20 protein-coding genes are annotated in these 17,482 nt (G+C 64.7%); 13 read left to right on the plus strand and 7 right to left on the minus strand.

Going from position 1 to position 17,482, the window contains the following annotated elements; translation table 11 throughout:
* Window positions 1-995 (plus strand): HNH endonuclease signature motif containing protein (locus D6M19_RS31260; protein ID WP_164478780.1); only part of this gene is annotated, 995 nt, incomplete at its 5' end.
* Window positions 996-1,037: 42 nt separating this feature from the next.
* On the opposite strand, the gene D6M19_RS31265 is transcribed toward D6M19_RS31260, so the two are convergent.
* A complete protein-coding gene (locus D6M19_RS31265; protein ID WP_123029184.1) occupies window positions 1,038-2,663 on the minus strand; it encodes a peptide chain release factor 3 in 1,626 nt (541 codons plus the stop codon).
* Window positions 2,664-2,780: 117 nt separating this feature from the next.
* Here D6M19_RS31265 and D6M19_RS34450 point away from each other — a divergent pair, with 117 nt between their 5' ends.
* The 4 genes from D6M19_RS34450 to D6M19_RS31285 all read left to right on the plus strand — a co-directional run bounded on the left by D6M19_RS34450 (window position 2,781) and on the right by D6M19_RS31285 (window position 5,080).
* On the plus strand, window positions 2,781-3,074 hold the full coding sequence (locus D6M19_RS34450; protein ID WP_164478781.1) for a hypothetical protein: 294 nt from the start codon (window positions 2,781-2,783) through the stop codon (window positions 3,072-3,074).
* 145 nt (window positions 3,075-3,219) lie between these two features.
* Window positions 3,220-4,224, plus strand: coding sequence for a hypothetical protein (locus D6M19_RS31275; RefSeq protein ID WP_164478782.1), 1,005 nt, complete (start codon window positions 3,220-3,222; stop codon window positions 4,222-4,224).
* A gap of 23 nt (window positions 4,225-4,247) precedes the next feature.
* Entirely contained in the window at window positions 4,248-4,667 is a 420-nt protein-coding gene (locus D6M19_RS31280; RefSeq protein WP_164478783.1) for a hypothetical protein, read from the plus strand.
* Entirely contained in the window at window positions 4,664-5,080 is a 417-nt protein-coding gene (locus D6M19_RS31285) for a hypothetical protein (RefSeq protein WP_123029188.1), read from the plus strand. Before D6M19_RS31280 ends, D6M19_RS31285 begins: the two co-directional genes overlap by 4 nt.
* 154 nt (window positions 5,081-5,234) lie before the next feature.
* Here D6M19_RS31285 and D6M19_RS31290 read toward each other — a convergent pair whose 3' ends face one another.
* The 5 genes from D6M19_RS31290 to D6M19_RS31310 form a co-directional block, all read right to left on the minus strand.
* Window positions 5,235-6,137, minus strand: coding sequence for a DUF5996 family protein (locus D6M19_RS31290; protein ID WP_123029189.1), 903 nt, complete (start codon window positions 6,135-6,137; stop codon window positions 5,235-5,237).
* A gap of 307 nt (window positions 6,138-6,444) precedes the next feature.
* Complete coding sequence (locus tag D6M19_RS31295; RefSeq protein WP_123029190.1) at window positions 6,445-9,315, minus strand: MMPL/RND family transporter; 2,871 nt, start codon at window positions 9,313-9,315, stop codon at window positions 6,445-6,447.
* Window positions 9,312-9,758 carry an MmpS family transport accessory protein gene (locus D6M19_RS31300; protein ID WP_206428685.1) on the minus strand — a complete coding sequence of 149 codons (447 nt, stop codon included), beginning with the start codon at window positions 9,756-9,758 and terminating at the stop codon, window positions 9,312-9,314. The genes D6M19_RS31295 and D6M19_RS31300 overlap by 4 nt, the downstream gene beginning before the upstream one ends.
* A gap of 140 nt (window positions 9,759-9,898) precedes the next feature.
* Window positions 9,899-10,504 (minus strand): TetR/AcrR family transcriptional regulator, encoded by a 606-nt coding sequence (locus D6M19_RS31305; protein ID WP_123029191.1) that lies wholly within the window; start codon window positions 10,502-10,504, stop codon window positions 9,899-9,901.
* A 32-nt stretch (window positions 10,505-10,536) separates the two neighbouring features.
* Window positions 10,537-11,610 carry a GlxA family transcriptional regulator gene (locus D6M19_RS31310; protein ID WP_123029228.1) on the minus strand — a complete coding sequence of 358 codons (1,074 nt, stop codon included), beginning with the start codon at window positions 11,608-11,610 and terminating at the stop codon, window positions 10,537-10,539.
* A 211-nt stretch (window positions 11,611-11,821) separates the two neighbouring features.
* On the opposite strand from D6M19_RS31310, the gene D6M19_RS31315 reads away from it, so the two are divergent.
* The 7 genes from D6M19_RS31315 to D6M19_RS34455 all read left to right on the plus strand — a co-directional run bounded on the left by D6M19_RS31315 (window position 11,822) and on the right by D6M19_RS34455 (window position 15,359).
* Window positions 11,822-12,364, plus strand: coding sequence for a DUF1097 domain-containing protein (locus D6M19_RS31315; protein ID WP_123029192.1), 543 nt, complete (start codon window positions 11,822-11,824; stop codon window positions 12,362-12,364).
* On the plus strand, window positions 12,364-13,101 hold the full coding sequence (gene nthB / locus D6M19_RS31320) for a nitrile hydratase subunit beta (RefSeq protein ID WP_123029193.1): 738 nt from the start codon (window positions 12,364-12,366) through the stop codon (window positions 13,099-13,101). The genes D6M19_RS31315 and nthB overlap by 1 nt, the downstream gene beginning before the upstream one ends.
* Window positions 13,098-13,718 carry a nitrile hydratase subunit alpha gene (gene nthA, locus D6M19_RS31325; RefSeq protein ID WP_123029194.1) on the plus strand — a complete coding sequence of 207 codons (621 nt, stop codon included), beginning with the start codon at window positions 13,098-13,100 and terminating at the stop codon, window positions 13,716-13,718. Before nthB ends, nthA begins: the two co-directional genes overlap by 4 nt.
* A complete protein-coding gene (locus D6M19_RS31330; protein WP_123029195.1) occupies window positions 13,715-14,032 on the plus strand; it encodes a nitrile hydratase accessory protein in 318 nt (105 codons plus the stop codon). Before nthA ends, D6M19_RS31330 begins: the two co-directional genes overlap by 4 nt.
* A 9-nt stretch (window positions 14,033-14,041) precedes the next feature.
* Window positions 14,042-14,275, plus strand: coding sequence for a CbtB domain-containing protein (locus tag D6M19_RS31335; RefSeq protein ID WP_123029196.1), 234 nt, complete (start codon window positions 14,042-14,044; stop codon window positions 14,273-14,275).
* Window positions 14,266-15,111, plus strand: coding sequence for a CbtA family protein (locus D6M19_RS31340; protein ID WP_123029197.1), 846 nt, complete (start codon window positions 14,266-14,268; stop codon window positions 15,109-15,111). The genes D6M19_RS31335 and D6M19_RS31340 overlap by 10 nt, the downstream gene beginning before the upstream one ends.
* Window positions 15,112-15,209: 98 nt before the next feature.
* Window positions 15,210-15,359, plus strand: a complete 150-nt coding sequence (locus tag D6M19_RS34455) for a hypothetical protein (protein WP_164478785.1) — start codon at window positions 15,210-15,212, stop codon at window positions 15,357-15,359.
* A gap of 90 nt (window positions 15,360-15,449) precedes the next feature.
* Here the strand turns inward: D6M19_RS34455 and D6M19_RS31345 are convergent, their stop codons facing one another.
* The gene (locus D6M19_RS31345) at window positions 15,450-16,466 is read right to left on the minus strand and encodes a TIGR03617 family F420-dependent LLM class oxidoreductase (protein WP_123029198.1); all 1,017 of its coding nucleotides are present in this window, start codon (window positions 16,464-16,466) and stop codon (window positions 15,450-15,452) included.
* A 365-nt stretch (window positions 16,467-16,831) separates the two neighbouring features.
* On the opposite strand from D6M19_RS31345, the gene D6M19_RS31350 reads away from it, so the two are divergent.
* A complete protein-coding gene (locus D6M19_RS31350; protein WP_123029199.1) occupies window positions 16,832-17,473 on the plus strand; it encodes a DUF1942 domain-containing protein in 642 nt (213 codons plus the stop codon).
* Window positions 17,474-17,482: the final 9 nt, after the last annotated feature.

Consider the following 17,482-nt stretch of genomic DNA (forward strand, 5'->3'; position numbering starts at 1 on the left):
TCGAGCAGTTTCCCCGTTGCGTTGCGGGCTTGCGCGAGGGTCGGCTGTCGCTGGATCAGGTCGGCGCGATCGCCGAGCGGGCCGCTGACGGTTCTGACGAGCATTATGCGGCGCTGGCCGAGGTCGCCACCGTCGCCCAGCTGCGCACCGCGATCAAGCTCGAACCGCGACCCGAGCCCGATCCGCGGCCCGAACCACAGCGCTCGATCACCAAGACCACCGACGGGCAATCCACCACCTGGAAGATCACGCTGCCCAAACTCGACGCGGCGAAATTCGACACGGCGCTGGCGTCGCACCACGATGCGTTGATCGCCGAGTGGAAACGCGACCACGACAGCACCGGAGAATCAGGCAACAGGCCCCCGTTGCCAACCACGATGGATGCGTTTATGCGGCTGGTGGAGGCCGGCTGGGACACCGAGGCCGTCCGCCGGCCGCACGGGCACCGCAGCACGGTGGTGATGCATCTGGATGTGAAAGACCGCATCGCCGCCCTGCATCTGGGTCCGCTGCTCACCGAGTCCGAGCGCCGTTACCTGCTCTGTGACGCCACCTGTGAAGTCTGGTTCGAACGCGACGGGCAGGTCATCGGCGCCGGCCGGACCACTCGGGTGATCAACCGTCGGCTTCGTCGTGCCCTCGAGCATCGCCACCCCACGTGTGCGGTGCCTGGTTGCGGCGCTACCCGCGGACTGCACGCCCACCACATTCGGCACTGGGAGGACGGCGGCCCCACCGAACTGGTCAACCTGGTCCTGGTCTGCCCGTACCATCATCGGCTGCACCATCGCGGGGTCATCACCATCACCGGGCCCGCCGACAAGCTCGTCGTCACCGACAGCGCCGGCCGGATACTCAGCGCAGGGTCGCTCGCCCATCCACCGACGAAACCCCCGCCGGTCGTGCCGCCCTATCGAGGACCCACCGGCGAACGCGCCGACTGGTGGTGGTACGACCCCTTCCAACCACAACCACCACCAACCAACAATTGAGATGGTTTGCGGCGCCGGTAGTTGCCGGCACCGCGTAGTGGCTTATCCCTCTGCCGCGACCAGTGACCCGAGCTTCACGTCGGGGTTGTCGCGTTGGAAGCCCTGCAGCCGCCACGGGGTGGAGAACAGCACGAGCATGACACCGTCGGTTCGGGTAAGAACCTCCGCTGACACCTGCCTGGCCATGAACTCGGCATCGGCGGGGTCCACGACCCGCGCGACCTGATAAGGCAGTGACTCCAGCGAGATCGGGGCGCTGAGCTCGGTGGCCATCCGGTGGGTGGCCACCTCGAACTGCATCGGGCCGACCGCGGCGAGCACCGGCGCCTGCTCACCGCGACGGTCGGAGCGCAACACCTGAACAACGCCCTCCTGCTCGAGCTGCTCGATGCCGCGGCGAAACTGCTTGTGCTTACTGGGATCGGAGCCGCGCGCCACCGCGAAATGTTCGGGGGAGAAGCTCGGGATCGGCGGATACTGCACGGGGACATCGCGATACAGCGTGTCACCGGGGCGCAGCGCACCGGCGTTGGCCAGCCCGATCACATCACCGGGCCACGCAGTGTCCAGCGTGGTGCGTTGCTGGCCGAACACCGCCTGCGCGTACTTGGTGACAAATGGCTTGCCGGTTGCGGCGTGGGTGAGCACATCACCGCGTTCGAAGGTGCCCGAGACCACCCGCGCGTAAGCGATGCGATCGCGGTGCGCGGAGTCCATCCCGGCCTGCACCTTGAAAACGAAGGCGCTGAACGGTGATTCGGTCGCGCGGCGGCTCCCGTCGACGTCGAGTGCTCCGCCGGGCGGCGGCGCGATATCGACGAGCACATCGAGGAGCTGGTTCACGCCGAAGTTCAAAGCAGCCGAGGTGAAGAGAACCGGTGTGGCCGCGCCGCGCAGGAACTGCTCACGGTCGTAGTCGGAGCCATCTGCAGACAGCAGTTCGGACTCCTCGACGGCGGTATCCCAGTCGTCGCCTGCGGCACTGTGCGCGTCGGCCGCCGCGATGTGCTCTTCGGGGGCCGCGGTGGCGCCGCCCGCGGTGCGGGTGAACCGGATGAAGTTGCCGGTTCGGCGGTCAAGCACGCCTTTGAAGTCTCCGGCGATGCCGACCGGCCAGGTCAGGGGCGTGGGGCGCAGCCCGATTCGCGCCTGGATCTCGTCCATCAGTTCCAGGGCATGGCGGCCGGGCCGGTCCCACTTGTTGATCACCGTGATGATCGGGATCCGCCGGTGCTTACACACCTGGAAGAGCTTCAGTGTCTGCGGTTCAAGTCCTTTCGCGGCGTCGATGAGCATCACCGCGGAGTCCACAGCCGTCAGCACCCGGTAGGTGTCTTCGGAGAAGTCGGCGTGACCGGGCGTGTCGAGCAGGTTGATGACGCATGTGCGGTACGGGAACTGCAACGCCGTCGAGGTGATCGAGATCCCCCTGGCCTTCTCCATCTCCATCCAGTCCGACACCGTCGCGCGACGGCCCGCCTTGCCGTGGACTGCGCCGGCTTCCGTGATGGCGCGGGCGTGCAGCGCCAGCGCCTCGGTCAATGTGGATTTGCCCGCGTCAGGATGGCTGATCACGGCGAAGGTTCTGCGGCGGCGCGCCTCGGTGGAAATACGGCCAGGTGGGGAGGCGTCCGCGGTCGGCGGATCGGCCAGGGCGTTGTCGGTCATATCTCGCTCGATGGTATTGGCTCGTGGTGGCAGACCAGTAATCGACGCTGCTCAGCGACGTACGGGGAGCGGCAAATCTCTGCAAATACCCCTTCATGGGGGCCATAAAATTTGCGGGTGGACGTTATTCGTGTCAGCAACGGCGGACTGTTAAGGCTGGCCGCACAGCACGAGGCAGCGTCGGCTGTCGTCGCGCGCGGCGCACCAGCTCCGCCGGTTGGTCCGCCTGTGCAATTCACTTCGGCAGCCGTCGCAGGCGGATATGAGGCGCTCCGGGCTGCCACCGGCGTGCTTGCGGCGCGGTTGAAGACCACCGGATCCAAGCTCGGCTCGGCCGGGGACCACTTTGATGCTCAAGAAGGCGGTTCTGTAATTCGTCTTGCCGCGGTGAGTTCCGCGGTCGACCTTTGACATGCCGACGCTCACTGGCACGAGGTTGCCGACCCTGTCGCAGATTGTCGAATGGGACGTCGGGCACCTGGAGCAGGCCGCGTCGGATTGGACGGCGAGTGCGAGTCGGTGGGAGGCCCAGTTCGACACGCTGCATCGACAGGCGATGTCGCCGGGCGGCACAGCATGGGAAGGCAAGGCAGCCGATGCCGCCCAGGAACGCTCATTCGCCGACCTGGTGAAGGTCCGAGGCGCTGCGGACAATCTCCGTGAAGCCGCAACCGCCGCCCGTCGTGGCGCCGATGAACTTCTCTACGCACGTTCCAATGTTCTCAAGGCGATCGCCGCGGCTGAGAGAGCTGGATTGGTTGTCGGCGAAGACCTTTCAGTCACGGTCGCCCTGACCAACGGGAGCCCATCCGAGCAGTCCCGGCAACTGGCGAGTGCCCGACAGCGAGCAGACGACATAGCTGCCCGCGTACTTGAACTCAGCGCGGTCGACAAGAAAGTCGCCGCGGCTATTACTGCCGCTACGGGGCCTGTGGCTGATGTGCACTTCACGGAGTCGCCTATCCAGTTAGTGGACAATCGCACCTTCAAAGAGGGTCCGCCGACACCTGACCCTGGGATTCCGGACGATCCGGTTGGGAAGGCGGGCGGTCCGACCGCCGCCGAGATCCGAAGCGTGATCATGAAACTGCCCGAAGGAAGCCGCCCTGAGATACGCGAGATACGAACCCCGCAAGACCTCCAAAACCTCTGGAGATGGATGCGACAAGGTGGTGTGGAGATCCCCAATGCGTACGGCGACCCGGAGAAGGGCATGTGGGTCGGGCTGCCAGACGGGACTCGAATTGGGCAGCGATTCGTAGCCGAATCCAGTAAACAACCAGCGCTCGACGTTGATCTACCCAGCGAACGCGGCTACTTGAAAGTCCACATCAATCCGCGGGGTGGTGTCCCAGAGATTCCGGCGATCGTGCGGCCACCGATTGTGGAGGCGCCTCCCACGCTGCCTAAACCAAGCGAGGCGGCGCAAGTGCGCGGCGGTGGAATGGTCGGCGGCATCATCCCGGATGGCGCATTGCCAGATCTTGTGCATCCGCCCGAGGCGGGAGATCCTGACCTGCCGGTCATAGGCGATGGAATTGCCGACTATCCGGGCCAGTGATCAGTGACGAAGGACGGTACACCGTGACCCATCCACCGGATGGAAAGCAGCCAGAGGATGACCGGTCGAAGCCGGGCGACCAAGCATTGCGAGACGAGCTGCTTCAGAGCATGTCGGGCGGTGAGTGTCTACCGCTGGGTCATATCGACTCCGTAGTCGCCTACGACCATCCAGCTGATCCACTCGCCACGCGCCAAACCCGAGTGATCACGACGATCAGTTCGCTGCTCGCCGAGGGTCTCGTCGACATCGGCCAAATCGTCGGCGGCACCGATGCGCATGTAGACCCGTGGAAGCTATCGACGGAGGATGCACTGACCCGCCTTCACCAGCTTTACGTCACTCATCACGACGATGAGGCCAAGTGGAGCGTGGCAATCTGGTTCGCGCTCACCCCTGATGGTGAGAGGGCCGCCGCACCTTCGAAGGGTGACACATCGTGACAGAACCTCGCGACCAAAATGCGCCAGATACCCATCAGCCGAAGGCCAGCGGCCTCGCCTTGCGGGACGAGATGCTTCGTGACATGTCGGGTGGTGAGTCGTTGTCGCTCGGCGATATTGACTCCATCATTCAATACGACTATTCGACTGAGCCGCTTTTTTCGCGCCAATCGCGGGTGATCAGCGCGATCGCGTCACTGCATGCAGACGGTCTGCTCGTCGTCGGAGATCCTGGTTACGCGGATGAGCCAGTCGAGTCGTGGAATCTGTCAACGGAGGATTCTCTGGCTCGCCTGCGCGAGCGCTATGTCACGCACTACGACGACTTCGCCAAATGGGGCTGGTCTACCTGGTTCGAGCTCACTCCTGATGGTGAGAGAGCCGCCGCACCTTTGAAGGGCGACACATCGTGATGCAGCCCCTGACGGAAACCAGCCAGAAGGTGACCCGTCTAAGCCGGGCGACCAATCACCGCGGGACGAGCTGCTTCGTGACATGTCGGGCGGCGAGTGCCTGTCGCTAAGCCGTTTCGACTCTGTTGTCATCCACAGGGCTCACCGCGCATTCTTACCGGCGTTCGAGCGCCTCGCGGTCCCAGCCGCCCATGTCGGCAGCGGCGTCGTAAGTGCTCTGTAGGAAGTCGAGCAGCAGCGCGTCGGGGTCGTCGGCTTCGCGGACAGCCGTGTAGGGCAATGTGAATTCGCCGAGGGCTTCGTCGAACGTCGCCTGCGCCGGTGACACGGAAGCTTCGCGATACCCCTCAGGTTCGGGGTAGGCGTAGGAATAGAAGACGCCCTCGCCGTCCGGGCCCGGCCAATATCCAGCGCTGCTCACTTCGTGTGAGTAGGCCTCCCACATCACATGCGGACCGCAATTCGGCGCGCCGCCAGGATGTTTGGGCGCTGTCCGCCCGGAGAACCGCGTCACCGCCAAATCGAGTGCACCCCAGAAGAAGTGCACCGGGCTGACCTTGCCGATGTAGCGCGACCGGAACTCCTCGAAGACGCGGTTCATCTGAACCAGCGCCAGCCAGAACCGGTGTGCTTGATCGCCGTCGTAGGCGACGTGTTGCTCGTCGGTGTCGAACGGGATCGCGTCGGGGATCTCGACCGGCGTGGTCCAGATGTCGGTGGACAGCCCCAATTCGTCGAGTGCTGCCATGACATGGCGATAGAAATCGGCGACGGGTCCCGGCTTCAGCGGTATCGCCCGCCGGTCACCGTTGGTGGCGGAGATGACCAGTTGATGGTCGATGAAGTCGAAGTCGATGGAGAACGCTCTGCCACCATGTGGGATCAAGCCGGTGGTCAAACCGCGCGCCGACACGTACAGCACGACGTTCCACCAATGGCTCATAAGCGGTGTGTTCGTCAAGCGCACCTTGCCGACGACCTGCGTCATCAGTTGCAGGGTGTCCCGAGTGTCGATCCATTCGGCCACCGGCAGCTTCGGCCACCTGGAATCCGACATATCAACCTCCTCGTCGACTCGTAGCCACCAGCATTCCAGAGGCCGCAAACTGTCGACGTCGGAGCTATCCGTCAAGCATCGCGACGCCGTCACGCCACGCATCGACGATATCGTTGACGCGCCGATGCACCTGTTCTCGAGCAGATTCGCGTTCGACACCCGACATCAGCGGCAGCCGCTGCTCTGATCTTCCACAGCGTGAGCCGACGACAATGCGCGTTCGGCGGAGCGTCATCAATTGATGACGCCTCCCGAAAGGCAACTGCCGCCGGCTCTGAGGCTCCTGTTGCGTCTGTGACGACGCCGCTCAGAACAGTGACAGCTGCCGCGTGTCCTCGTCACCGAACTTGGCAGGAACCGGCCGATTGCGCACTCGCACCGGCCACCAGAACCACCGGCCGAGCAGCGCGGCGATGGACGGCGTCATGAATGACCGGACGATCAGCGTGTCGAACAGCAGACCGAGCGCGATCGTCGTTCCGATCTGGCCCAGCACCAGAAGGTCGCTGAAGATGAACGACGCCATCGTGAACGCGAACACCAAACCCGCCGCGGTCACCACCGATCCGCTGCCCGCCATCGACCGGATGATGCCGGTGTTGATGCCCGCGTGGATCTCCTCCTTGAACCGGGACACCAGCAGCAGGTTGTAGTCCGACCCCACGGCAAGCAGCAGGATCACCGCCAACGGCATGATCACCCAATACAAGGGAATGCCCAACAGGTGCTGCCAGACCAGCACCGACAGGCCGATTGACGCACCCAACGACAGCGCCACCGTGCCCACGATCACCAGCGCCGCGACGATGCTGCGCGTGATGAACATCATGATGAGCAGGATGAGGCTCATTGAGGCGATGGCGGCGATGATCAGGTCGTAGTGCGCCATCTCCGAAATGTCCTTGTACGTGGACGCCGTGCCGCCGATGTAGATCTTCGACCCCGCCAACGGCGTCCCCTTGACAGCCTCCTGCGCCGCGTGCCTGATCGCGTCGATGTGCGAAATGCCTTCCGGCGTAGCGGGATCCCCCTCGTGGGTGATGATCATCCGCGCGGCCTTGCCGTCCGGCGACAGGAACAGCTTCAATCCCCGCACGAACTCCGGGTTGCTGAACGCCTCCGGCGGTAGATAGAACGAGTCGTCGGTCTTCGATGCGTCATACGCCGCACCCAGCTGCGTCGAGTTCTCCAACGCCGCCGCCGTCTGGTCGTAAATCCCCGACGTCGTCGCGTAGTTCGTCATCGTCAGGTCGCGGTTGGTCTGCTGCGTGGCGATCTGCGGCGGGATCAGCGCGACCAGCTTCGGCTGCAGCTCATCCAACTTGGCGATGCTGCCCGAGACATTGGCCAGCTGGTCGGTCAGTTGGTTGATGCCATCAAGGGCGTCGAAGAGGGACCTCAGAGCGAAGCAGATCGGGATGTCGAAACAGTGTGGCTCCCAATAGAAGTAGTTGCGCATCGGCCGGAAGAAGTCGTCGAAGTTGGCAATCTTGTCGCGCAGATCCTGTGCCACCGCGACGGTCTGCTGAAACGCCTCGCTCTGCTCATGCGTGATGTCGCTCGACTGCTGTTGCAGCGCATACTGATCCCGCAAGATGTTGATCGTCTTGTCGATCTCGCCCACCTGCTTCAGCAGATCCGCGGCGCGGTCCTGCTGAAAGGGCAGGTTGTTGATCTGCGCCGCGCTGTTGGCGCTGATCTGGAACGGGATCGACGTGTGGTCCAGCGGCGTGCCAAGCGGCCGTGTGATCGACTGCACTTGTGCGATGCCTTTGGTGTGGAACACCGCCTTCGCCACCCGCTCCAACAGGATCATGTCGGTCGGATTGCGCAGATCGTGGTCGGACTCGACCATCATCAGTTCAGGATTGAGCCGTGCCTTCGAAAAATGCCGCTCGGCAGCGTCGTAGCCCACATTCGACCCGGCACTGTCCGGCATGTACCGGCTGATGTCGTAGCTCACCTTGTAGCCGGACAGCGCCACGATTCCGACGAAGGCCAGCGCCAGCGTGGCGATCAGAATCGGTCCCGGCCACCGCACGATCGCCGTTCCGATCCGCCGCCAGCCGCGCTTGGCCGTCTTGCGCTTTGGCTCCAGTAGCCCGAACCGGCCGGCGATCACGATCACCGCAGGCGCCAGCGTCAATGAGGCGACCAATGAGACGAGGACGCCGATCGCTGCCGGGATCCCGAGGCTTTGGAAGTAGGGCATGCGGGTGAAGTAGAGGCAGAACACCGCGCCGGCGATGGTCAGGCCCGAACCGAGAATCACGTGCGACGTCCCGCGGTACATGTCGTAGAAGGAGGCCTCCCGGTCCATGTCTTCGTTGCGGCGTTCGTGATAGCGGCCGAGCAGGAAGATGATGTAGTCGGTGCCGGCCGCAATGACCAACAGGGTGAGGATGTTGGTCGAATACGTTGACAGGCCGATGAACCCGGAGTTCGCCAGCCACGAGACGATGCCGCGCGCCGCCGACATCTCGATCAGCACCGTGACGAGCGCGATGATCATGGTGACGAATGAGCGGTAGACGATGAGCAACATGATCGCGATCACGCCGACGGTCAACAGGGTGACCATCACGGTTCCCTCGTTGCCGACCTCGAACTGGTCTGTGATCTGAGCTGCCGATCCAGCGACGTATGCGTGAATGCCCTGCGGGGCCGGCGTTTTGGCGATGATGTCGCGCAGCGCATTGACCGACTCCAGCGACAGTGCCTCGCCCTGGTTACCCCTGAGGTACACCTGGACGTACGCGGCCTTGCCGTCTGAACTCTGTGCGCCTGCCGCGGTCAGCGGATCGCCCCAGAAGTCATCCACGTGTTCGACGTGTTTGGGATCGGCTTCGAACTGCTTCACCAGCTCGTCGTAATACTTGTGCGCGTCGGCGCCCAGCGGCTGGTCGCCCTCGAGCACCACCATCGCCGCACTGTCGGAGTCGAACGTTTGAAAGACCTTGCCGATGCGCTGAAACGCCTGAAGCGACGGCGAATCCGGGGAGCTCAACGCCACGTTTTGCTGTTCACCGACGACTTCGAGCTGCGGTACCAATGCGTTCGTCAACCCGGCGACGACGACCCAGAACAACACGATCGGCAGGCAGAGCCAACGGATCCACTTGATGACCCGGTCCGTGAAAGTCAGACGCTCGTCGACGTCGGCGACGTGGTGGCTCATCCGGACTTGTCCAGGCAGTAGGTGTAGGCGTTCAGGGTATTGACCGTTCTCTCGTCCTTGACGACGTCGTCGATCTTGATTCGGCAGCCGATGGAGTCACTGTCGCCCTGGGCGGAGACGTTGACGAACACGGCGGGTTGGGTGGTGGTGGTGTCGTAGGCCCACGGCAGCGTTGTGTTGTCGACGCGCTGGGGTTGGGCGTTGACGTCGGTGTAGGTGATCGTCGCGACGGTGCCCGGGGGGCCGAAGACCTCCATGACGACATGCTTGGGGTTGAACGGGACGATGTCGTTGGCAGCCCCGCTGGGGGTGGAGACGACGTCCTTGGAGCCGAAGATGCCGTTGAGGCGGTACACCGCGAATCCAGCCACCGCGATCACCAGCACCGCCACGAGAACCATCCACCGCCGCATCAATCGGCTTCCGATCGAAAACCGCTGCATCCGTGACCCTTTCGACGAGCGGCACTACGTTGGCGGACAGTGGGGACGCGTTTTCTTCAGCTCGGGGGCGGTATCAACTTAGTTGACAGTACGGTACGGGACCGGACTGCTCAAGTCCTCCCTCGGTTGGCCCCACCACCTCATGTGTTGTAACGCGTGAGGCTCGGGATGAGCACGTTGTCTACGAGGTTATGAATCGTCTCGGGGGCTGGGGTATTCCCGGTCAGCACCGTGCGATAGATGAGATAGCCGGGCAAAACGTCCCAGAGGTCTTCGGTGATGGCCGACGCCAGGATCTCGCCGCGGTCGACGGCACGGGCGAGGACGCGCGACATGAGCGCCTTGCGCTGGTCCAGGAACTGCTCGTGCATCATGGCGTCGAGCTTGGCGCTGCGAGACGTCTCCACGAGCACCGCGCGAATGGTGCCCGCATGGACGCTGACGTGAGCGCGGATCTGCTCTCCCAGCCGCAGCAGATCGTCGCGCAGTGAGCCGGTGTCGGGGTCGACCGCGACCTGGCGGGTGCCTTCGACGAATGCGGCCAACACGAGTTCGGCCTTCGTCGGCCACCGTCGATACAGCGTGGCCTTGCTTGCGCGCGCCGTCATGGCCACCGCATCGACGGTCAGCCGGTCGTAGCCATGTTCCTGGAGCAGCTCCAGCGTCACCGCGAGCAGCTCACACTCCCTTGGTGACCACGCAGGCTCCGCCCCGCCAGCGGAACTCCGGATCACGGGAGCCTCCATCGAACCACTGGACATGTGCGAAAGAGTATGCACTAGAGGCCTTGATGGATACCCGTCGTCCGGAATCGGGTCCGGTACATGCTGGGCGAGACGCCGAGCGCCCGGCGGAAAGTGCGACGCATCGTGTCGGCGGACCCGAAACCGGCTCGCCGCGCGACGGCGTCCTGGCCGTGGTCACCCGTGGCGAGCAGCACCTTCGCCGCCTCCAGCCGCGCCTGCTCGACGAACCGCGCCGGGGTCATCCCGACCTGCATCCGAAACATGCGGACCAGATGCCGCTCGCTGACCGCCGCACGATCGGCCATCGCCGCGATCGAGTGATCGGCACCGGGATCGGCGACAACGGAGTCGATGATCTCGCGCAGACCCCTCGACACGGGCAGTGCCGCCTCGGTCCACACACTGAACTGCGCTTGACCGCCCGGCCGCTGCAGAAAGACGACCATCCAGCGAGCCACTCGCCGGGCGACGTCAGGACCGTAGTCGCTTTCCACCAGTGCGAGTCCGAGGTCGATGCCTGCCGTGATCCCCGCGCCGGTGATGTAGCGGCCGTCGTGCACGAACAGTGAATCCGGGTCCACCACGACCTCGGGATAGGTGCGAGCCAGCTCCTGACAATGCGCCCAATGCGTCGTCGCGCGACGACCGTCGAGCAACCCGAGGGCCGCGAGCACGAACGCGCCGGTGCATACCGAGGCGACCCTGCGCGCCCGCGGCGCCAGCTCGCCCACCATCTCCAGCGCCGCCGAGACGACGTCGGGGGTCTGCTCTTCGGGGATGTCATGTTCGCCGGGGGTGAAGTTGAAGTCGGGCGGCACCCCGCCTGGCACGATCAACGTGTCGATCCACTGCGGTACCGCGGCGAGCGGCATGTCGACGTTGAGCGACACGAACGACGTCGTTTCGACGGCCTCGCCGGTTATCGACGCAAGGATCACGTTGTAGTTTGCGCCGAAGTCGTTTGCGCGAGCGAAGATCTCGAGCGGGGCGGCGACGTCCTGCAACGTCACCTTGTCGTACAACGCAAAGACGACCGTCTTCGGCGCCTTCGGGCCTTTGGTCTTCGCGGGCCGGCGCCCGGCCGCCTTGTGCACCCGCTGCGGCATCGTTTCGTCGGACATCTGCCGCTGTCCTTTCGTGGCCCCACCTGAAGGTGAACTCAAGTTAGCGGGAGTCTGTTACGAAGGCGTTGCGGGCGGGCCGGACGGCTTCAGGCTCGCCGGAGAAGTCCGAAATTGCGCGATTCGTGTCCGCTGCTGCCGGGCGGAGCAATGCAAAGGTAACGCCACCGAAACCTGCTGGCCTGAACCTCATTTCATGGATTCTCGAACAGCCTTGACGCTCAGCATAGGTGTCCTCGGCGGGCTGGCGGTCGCGCTGACCGCCGAAGTCATCACGGTGCCCATCTGGGTGGTGTTTCTGTCCTGGGCGTCGTTCTTCTTCGTCGGCGGCGGTATCGCCGGCTGGGTCCGGTCGGTGTCGTCGAACCTCGTCGGCGTGCTGATCGCCTCGGCCAGCCTGTATGCCGCCTACCTGATGGGCGGCAGCCTGCTGGTCACCGCCATCGCCGTGGGTGTCGGCAGCGCGCTGATGGTGCAGGCGTCATGGGTGCCGCTGCTGGCCACCACCCCGGCCGTCGTCGTCGGATTCGCCTCCACCGTGTCGACGGTGGCCGGAACCCGCAACGACATCACCGTCACCACCATCTCCCACCCCGGCCTGGTCGCCGCGCTGGCGTGTGTGCTCGGGGCGTCGTTCGGGTTGCTGTCCGAGTACCTGGCCACCGCGATGACGAAAAAACCGGCCGCTCAACCCGCAGCCAGTACGGAGACCCCGTCCACGGAAGGAAGCCCTGCCTGATGAAACTGCAGCACTATCTCGGCGGCCTGGAAGGCCTGCCCGAGCCGTTGACCCTGGAGAAGCGGGTCTTCGTGGAGGAATGGGAGAAGCGCATCTTCGGCATCCACGTCGCGATGATGGGGTTGTCCAACCATCTCGGGTCGGCACTGCCGGAATACCCCATCGACGAGGTGCCGACGACCTTCAAGGACGAGTGGACATGGGCCGACCTTCGCACCGGCGCCGAGGCGATGAACCCCTTCGACTATTTCAAGTTTCGCTATTACGAGAAGTGGCTCGGCGGGATCACCCAGTTCTTCATCGACAAGGGCTACGTGACCGAAGCCGAACTTGCCGACCGCGCCGCCGAACTCTCTTCTGCCGCAGACGCTGACGGCGCGCAGGCGATCGACGAGCAGGTGATCTCCTACCTGCGCCTGGGTGACAGTCCGCGGCGCGACGTCGCCCATCCGAAATTCGCCGTCGGTTCCAAGGTCCGCATCACCAACGTGCCTGCCGACGCGCACAGCCGCCTGCCGGGCTATCTGCGCGACCGGATCGGCACCGTCGAGCGCGTCTTCGAGGGCGACTACGCCTACTTCTGCCACACCGGCGACGGCATCGGCGACCCGATGCCGATCTACATCGTCGAATTCGAACCGGCCGAAATCTGGGGCGCACGCGCCGAGAACGGCCCGCTGATGCTCTACGCGGAGCTTTTCGAGGCCTATTTGGAATCGACCGAGGAGGAGTCATGACCGGCCAGTTCGCCTACCCGCCCGACCGTGAAGAGGCCAGCGCCAAGAAGGCAGCCGCGCTGGAGTCGTTGCTGATCGAGAAGGGCGTCATCACACCACACACCGTCGACAAGGTGCTCGCGTACTTCGAGACCGAGATGACGCCGCTGAACGGCAAGAAGATCGTCGTAAAGGCATGGACTGACCCGGAATTCGCGGAAAAGGTCGTGACGGACACCCCTGCGGCCATCGCCGAACTGGACTTCCCCGACGGCATGGCGGGCGCCGAGGGTGAGCACCTGCAGGCTGTTGCGAACACCTCCGGGGTGCACAACCTGGTGATCTGCACGTTGTGCTCGTGTTTCCCGTGGCCGGTGCTCGGCCTGCCGCCCTACTGGTACAAGGATCCGACCTTCCGGGCTCGCGCCGCCCGTGAACCGCGCAAGGTGCTCGCCGAAGTCGGCCTCGAGCTACCGGCGGACACCGAGATCAAGGTGTGGGATTCCAGCGGTCACTCGCGATGGTTCGTCATCCCCGAAAGGCCGTCTGGTACCGAGGATTTCACCGACGATATGTTGATGGATCTGGTGACCACCGAGGCGATGATCGGTGTGGCACTCGCTGGGTCGGCGTCATGAAGCTGCACGAAACCTGCACTACCGATCAGGCGGCGCCACAGTTCGACCACGACTGGCAGCGAAGGGCCTTCGGGCTGGCGCTTGCGCTGTCGGAGTTCCGCCACTACCCGTGGAGCGAATTCCAGGAGACGTTGATCGCGACGATCGGCGAGTGGGAGAGCAGGCCCGAATCCGAACGGGGACAGTGGGAGTACTACGACCATTGGGTGAAGACGCTCGAGACGCTCGTTGACCGCCACCAGCTCCTGACGGCGCCGGTGCTCACCGATTCTGGTGACCACGCGCTTCCCGTCCCACACGATCACGACCACTGAGGAACTTCGATGAACCCTGCCAACAATGCCAACCCCGCCCTCGGCCTGCCCCGCGTCAACCTGCGAGCCGCCGCCGCGTCCCTCGCGACCCCGGCCCGGCTGACCGCGATCACGATGCTGGCGTTGATCGCCTACTACTTCGTCGGCTTCGACCAGGGCGCGGTGTCGGTGTTCGGCTCGGACACCCACATCCACGAGTTCTTGCACGACGGCAGGCACCTGCTGGGATTCCCATGCCACTGACGCCCGAAGTTCCCTCCGTTGTCCGCTATCTCGTTCCCGGCGCAGTCGCAGGCATCGCGGCGTTCGCCTTCAGCCGGGTGATGATCGCGCCGCTGATCGACGCCGCCATCGACTACGAGGGTGCGCGCGAGCACGCCGAGGCGCAGCTCGTCGGCGGTGAACACGGCCACAGCCATGAGCTGTTCACCCGAGCCGTTCAACAGAACTTCGGTGCCGCCGTCGGCATCGTCGTCTTCGGTATCGCCATGGGGGTCCTGTTCGCCGTCGCCTATTCCGCGATCCGCGCTTGGCTGGACCGGCGGGGCTTCAGGCCGGATTCCACCGGCCTGGCGCTATTGCTCGCTGCTGGAATGTTCGTGGCCATCGCGCTGATGCCGGGCCTGAAATATCCGGCCAACCCACCCAGCGTCGGGCTGGAAGACACGATGGCAGCGCGTAGTTCGGCGTTCCTGACGATCGTGGTGATCTCAGTGCTGAGTGCGGGTGCCGCGCTGGCAGCCGGGCTCGCCTTGTCGCGCCGATGGGGACCTTGGCGGGCCGCTGGGCTGGCCGTCGGCGGCTACGTCGTTGTGATGCTTGCGGCGATGATGCTGTTGCCGACGTTTCACGAGGTCCCCGGTCCGCTGGCCGGTCAGGACGGATTGGTGCTCGACGGCTTCCCCGCCGAGGTACTGGCCGAGTTCCGGCTCTATTCGCTGATGAACCAGGCGTTGATGTGGCTGGTCATCGGCGCGACGTGGGCCTGCCTGGCCGCCGTGTGGGCGTCGAAGCGGCGACGCGACGTGCGCGCCGGCGCAGGGGCGAGCCGCGAACCTGCGCCGGCCCGATTCGGGTAGTCGACTACTCGCGCCACCGCAACTGCACCGCCATAGCGTCCCCGTTATCCGGCACAGCCGTTATCCGGTACAGCCGGCTCACAACAGGGGACACCGAAATGACCGACGACGAGGTAATCCAAGACGAGTTGCGTGCAGTGGGGGCATACTTCGCCCACCGGCAGGGCGCAGACGAAGACCGGCCATTGTCCGACGTCGTCGAAGCCCTGAGGCGGCACTGCCTGGTCGGGCCCGAACAGGTCCACTGAATCCGAGGAGGCGGCGCCTTGGCCGTCCTGGTCGCGCCAACAGCCGCCGCGGATCCCAACGATTATCAATATGTGCGGACGCAATCGGGATCAGAATTGCGCGACGCGTCGCGCGACGGCGCCATATCGCTCGATGCGTTCCAGATCGGCCAGGGCGTTGTAAAGGACTATGCGCGTTGCGATTCCGCCATACTTCTCAGCCAACGCATCGGCCAGGCCGTCCCACGTCGACTCGGTGGCGAACTGTGCAATGTGGTCGTCGGTGATCTGCGCCGCCATCCCCGCGAAGTCGCCGGCCTTCTGCTTTTCCCGGATCCGCGCCGTCGTCCCTTCGAACCCCGCCTCGTCCCAGATGAACGCGTAGTTCGGCGTGCTTCCGTAGAAGCTCATGCTGAATCGGACGCTCTCGCGCTCCTTGTGCCGCTCTTCATCGGTGTCGCCGACGATCGTCATCACCGGCAGGATCACCGCGATGTCCGACGGCGACCGCCCCGACTTCTCCGCTCCTGCAGCCACATTCGGCACGACGTGCCTCGCGATATAGCCCGGCTCGCCGAGCGGATGCACATGCACACCGTCGGCCACCTCGCCAGCCATACGCAGCATCCACGGATTCACCGCCGCTACATCGACTTTCGGATCCGGCGCGTCGATCGGGCCGGCACTCCACTGCGGCGTGATGAAGTCCAGGTCGTAGAACTCGCCGTGGTGATCGAGCTTCCCGGTCCGGAACGCCTCGAAGCACGCCTTCACCGCTTGCACGTAGTCCCGCAGCCGCGGGCCCGGATGCTCGAACTCCACGCCGTACCGGCGCACCACATGGGTCCGCACCTGGGTGCCCAGGCCCAGCCGAAACTTGCCGCCAGATCCTTCCTGCAGCTCCCACGCCGACGCTGCCGTCACGAAGGGGCTCCGCGGGAACGCCACCGCGACGCCCGTCGACAGCTCGAGGTCCGGCGCCGCCTGCGAGGCCACCGCGGCATTGAGATACGCCGTCCGACCCGTCTCGGTGAATAGCAACCCGGAGAACCCCGCTGCCTGCACGCGCTTCGCCAGATCGCCGATTGCGCCCAACGGCTGCGGCGTCGTCATCGCGTCGACCTGCACGGTCGAACAATACGCCGGGCGAACCGCGCTTGACCGAAGCGCTTTCCGGGCAGCAATCCGTAGTGCCCGCCTCTGAGCGAAAGATTCGCTGCTGCCGAATGGCCAACAGTGGCGATACCCGGTCGAGCGAATCTTTCGCTCAGAGGCGGGCACCTCGAAAGTCTGGGTGTCCGCGGCGGGCGCTCGTCGGGCCGACCGGGGCGGCAAATCGATGACCACACGGCGGCCTGAGGTCGCCGAAATTTGCCACCCGCTCTTGCTTCTTTGCGCCGTCAAACATCCTGGCCCGCTAAGGGTTTCGGGGCGATAGCGTTGCCGGTAATCTCTCGCGGTGAAACGCCAGGTCAACCGGAGAGGCGAGACAGGTGGAACTCAAGAAGCTAGCCGGGGCCGTCGCGGCCACGACTGTCATGTTCAGCATCGGAGCCGTTGCGCCTGCGTCGGCGGCTGACAACCAGGCATTCGGTATTCAACAGTCGGTCACTGATGCCAACGGCGGCGAGATCGCCTACACCGTCACAAAACTTCTTCCCAGCGGCGACGCGGTTCCGTATCCGCTCTCGGGCCAGCTCTACGAAGTGACGGTGCGCGCCAACGCGATGAACGGGATCGTCACTCCGGCAGTACCGAACTTCAGTGCACTGACCGAGAGCGGACAGAGCTACCCCGCCCTCGCAGGCGCATGGACACCATTGGGCTTCAACAGCGCGCCCCTGCTGCCAGGTGGCAGCTCGACCGGCAAGATCTACTTCGATGCCGTCGGCGAACCACCGACCGGCGTCGCCTACAACGGCGCAGGGCAGTCGTTGAGCTGGATCGAGCCGCCCGCCGCGTCCGAAGAGGAGGTGGCCACAGAGGAAGAAGCCGCGCCGGCGGAAGAGGCTGCTCCAGAGGAGGGCGCCAGCGAAGAGTCCGGCGCCCCTGCCGAATCGGAAAGCGCTGACAGCGGCGCCGCCGACGCTGAGGCCAACGGGGATGTAGCAGCCGCGAGCGAGGAAGAAGAGTAGCGAGATCCA

Source organism: Mycolicibacterium stellerae (assembly GCF_003719305.1).
In the GTDB taxonomy this organism is placed as follows: Bacteria; Actinomycetota; Actinomycetes; order Mycobacteriales; family Mycobacteriaceae; genus Mycobacterium; species Mycobacterium stellerae.

Bases quoted from the DNA above. Each gene is read 5' to 3' on its own strand.
- D6M19_RS31265 (WP_123029184.1), bottom strand. From the start codon at position 2,663: ATGACCGACAACGCCCTGGCCGATCCGCCGACCGCGGACGCCTCCCCA.
- D6M19_RS31275 (WP_164478782.1), top strand. From the start codon at position 3,220: ATGTCGCCGGGCGGCACAGCATGGGAAGGCAAGGCAGCCGATGCCGCC.
- D6M19_RS31290 (WP_123029189.1), bottom strand. From the start codon at position 6,137: ATGTCGGATTCCAGGTGGCCGAAGCTGCCGGTGGCCGAATGGATCGAC.
- D6M19_RS31295 (WP_123029190.1), bottom strand. From the start codon at position 9,315: ATGAGCCACCACGTCGCCGACGTCGACGAGCGTCTGACTTTCACGGAC.
- D6M19_RS31300 (WP_206428685.1), bottom strand. From the start codon at position 9,758: ATGCAGCGGTTTTCGATCGGAAGCCGATTGATGCGGCGGTGGATGGTT.
- D6M19_RS31305 (WP_123029191.1), bottom strand. From the start codon at position 10,504: ATGGAGGCTCCCGTGATCCGGAGTTCCGCTGGCGGGGCGGAGCCTGCG.
- D6M19_RS31310 (WP_123029228.1), bottom strand. From the start codon at position 11,610: ATGCCGCAGCGGGTGCACAAGGCGGCCGGGCGCCGGCCCGCGAAGACC.
- D6M19_RS31315 (WP_123029192.1), top strand. From the start codon at position 11,822: ATGGATTCTCGAACAGCCTTGACGCTCAGCATAGGTGTCCTCGGCGGG.
- nthB (WP_123029193.1), top strand. From the start codon at position 12,364: ATGAAACTGCAGCACTATCTCGGCGGCCTGGAAGGCCTGCCCGAGCCG.
- nthA (WP_123029194.1), top strand. From the start codon at position 13,098: ATGACCGGCCAGTTCGCCTACCCGCCCGACCGTGAAGAGGCCAGCGCC.
- D6M19_RS31330 (WP_123029195.1), top strand. From the start codon at position 13,715: ATGAAGCTGCACGAAACCTGCACTACCGATCAGGCGGCGCCACAGTTC.
- D6M19_RS31335 (WP_123029196.1), top strand. From the start codon at position 14,042: ATGAACCCTGCCAACAATGCCAACCCCGCCCTCGGCCTGCCCCGCGTC.
- D6M19_RS31340 (WP_123029197.1), top strand. From the start codon at position 14,266: ATGCCACTGACGCCCGAAGTTCCCTCCGTTGTCCGCTATCTCGTTCCC.
- D6M19_RS34455 (WP_164478785.1), top strand. From the start codon at position 15,210: ATGACCGACGACGAGGTAATCCAAGACGAGTTGCGTGCAGTGGGGGCA.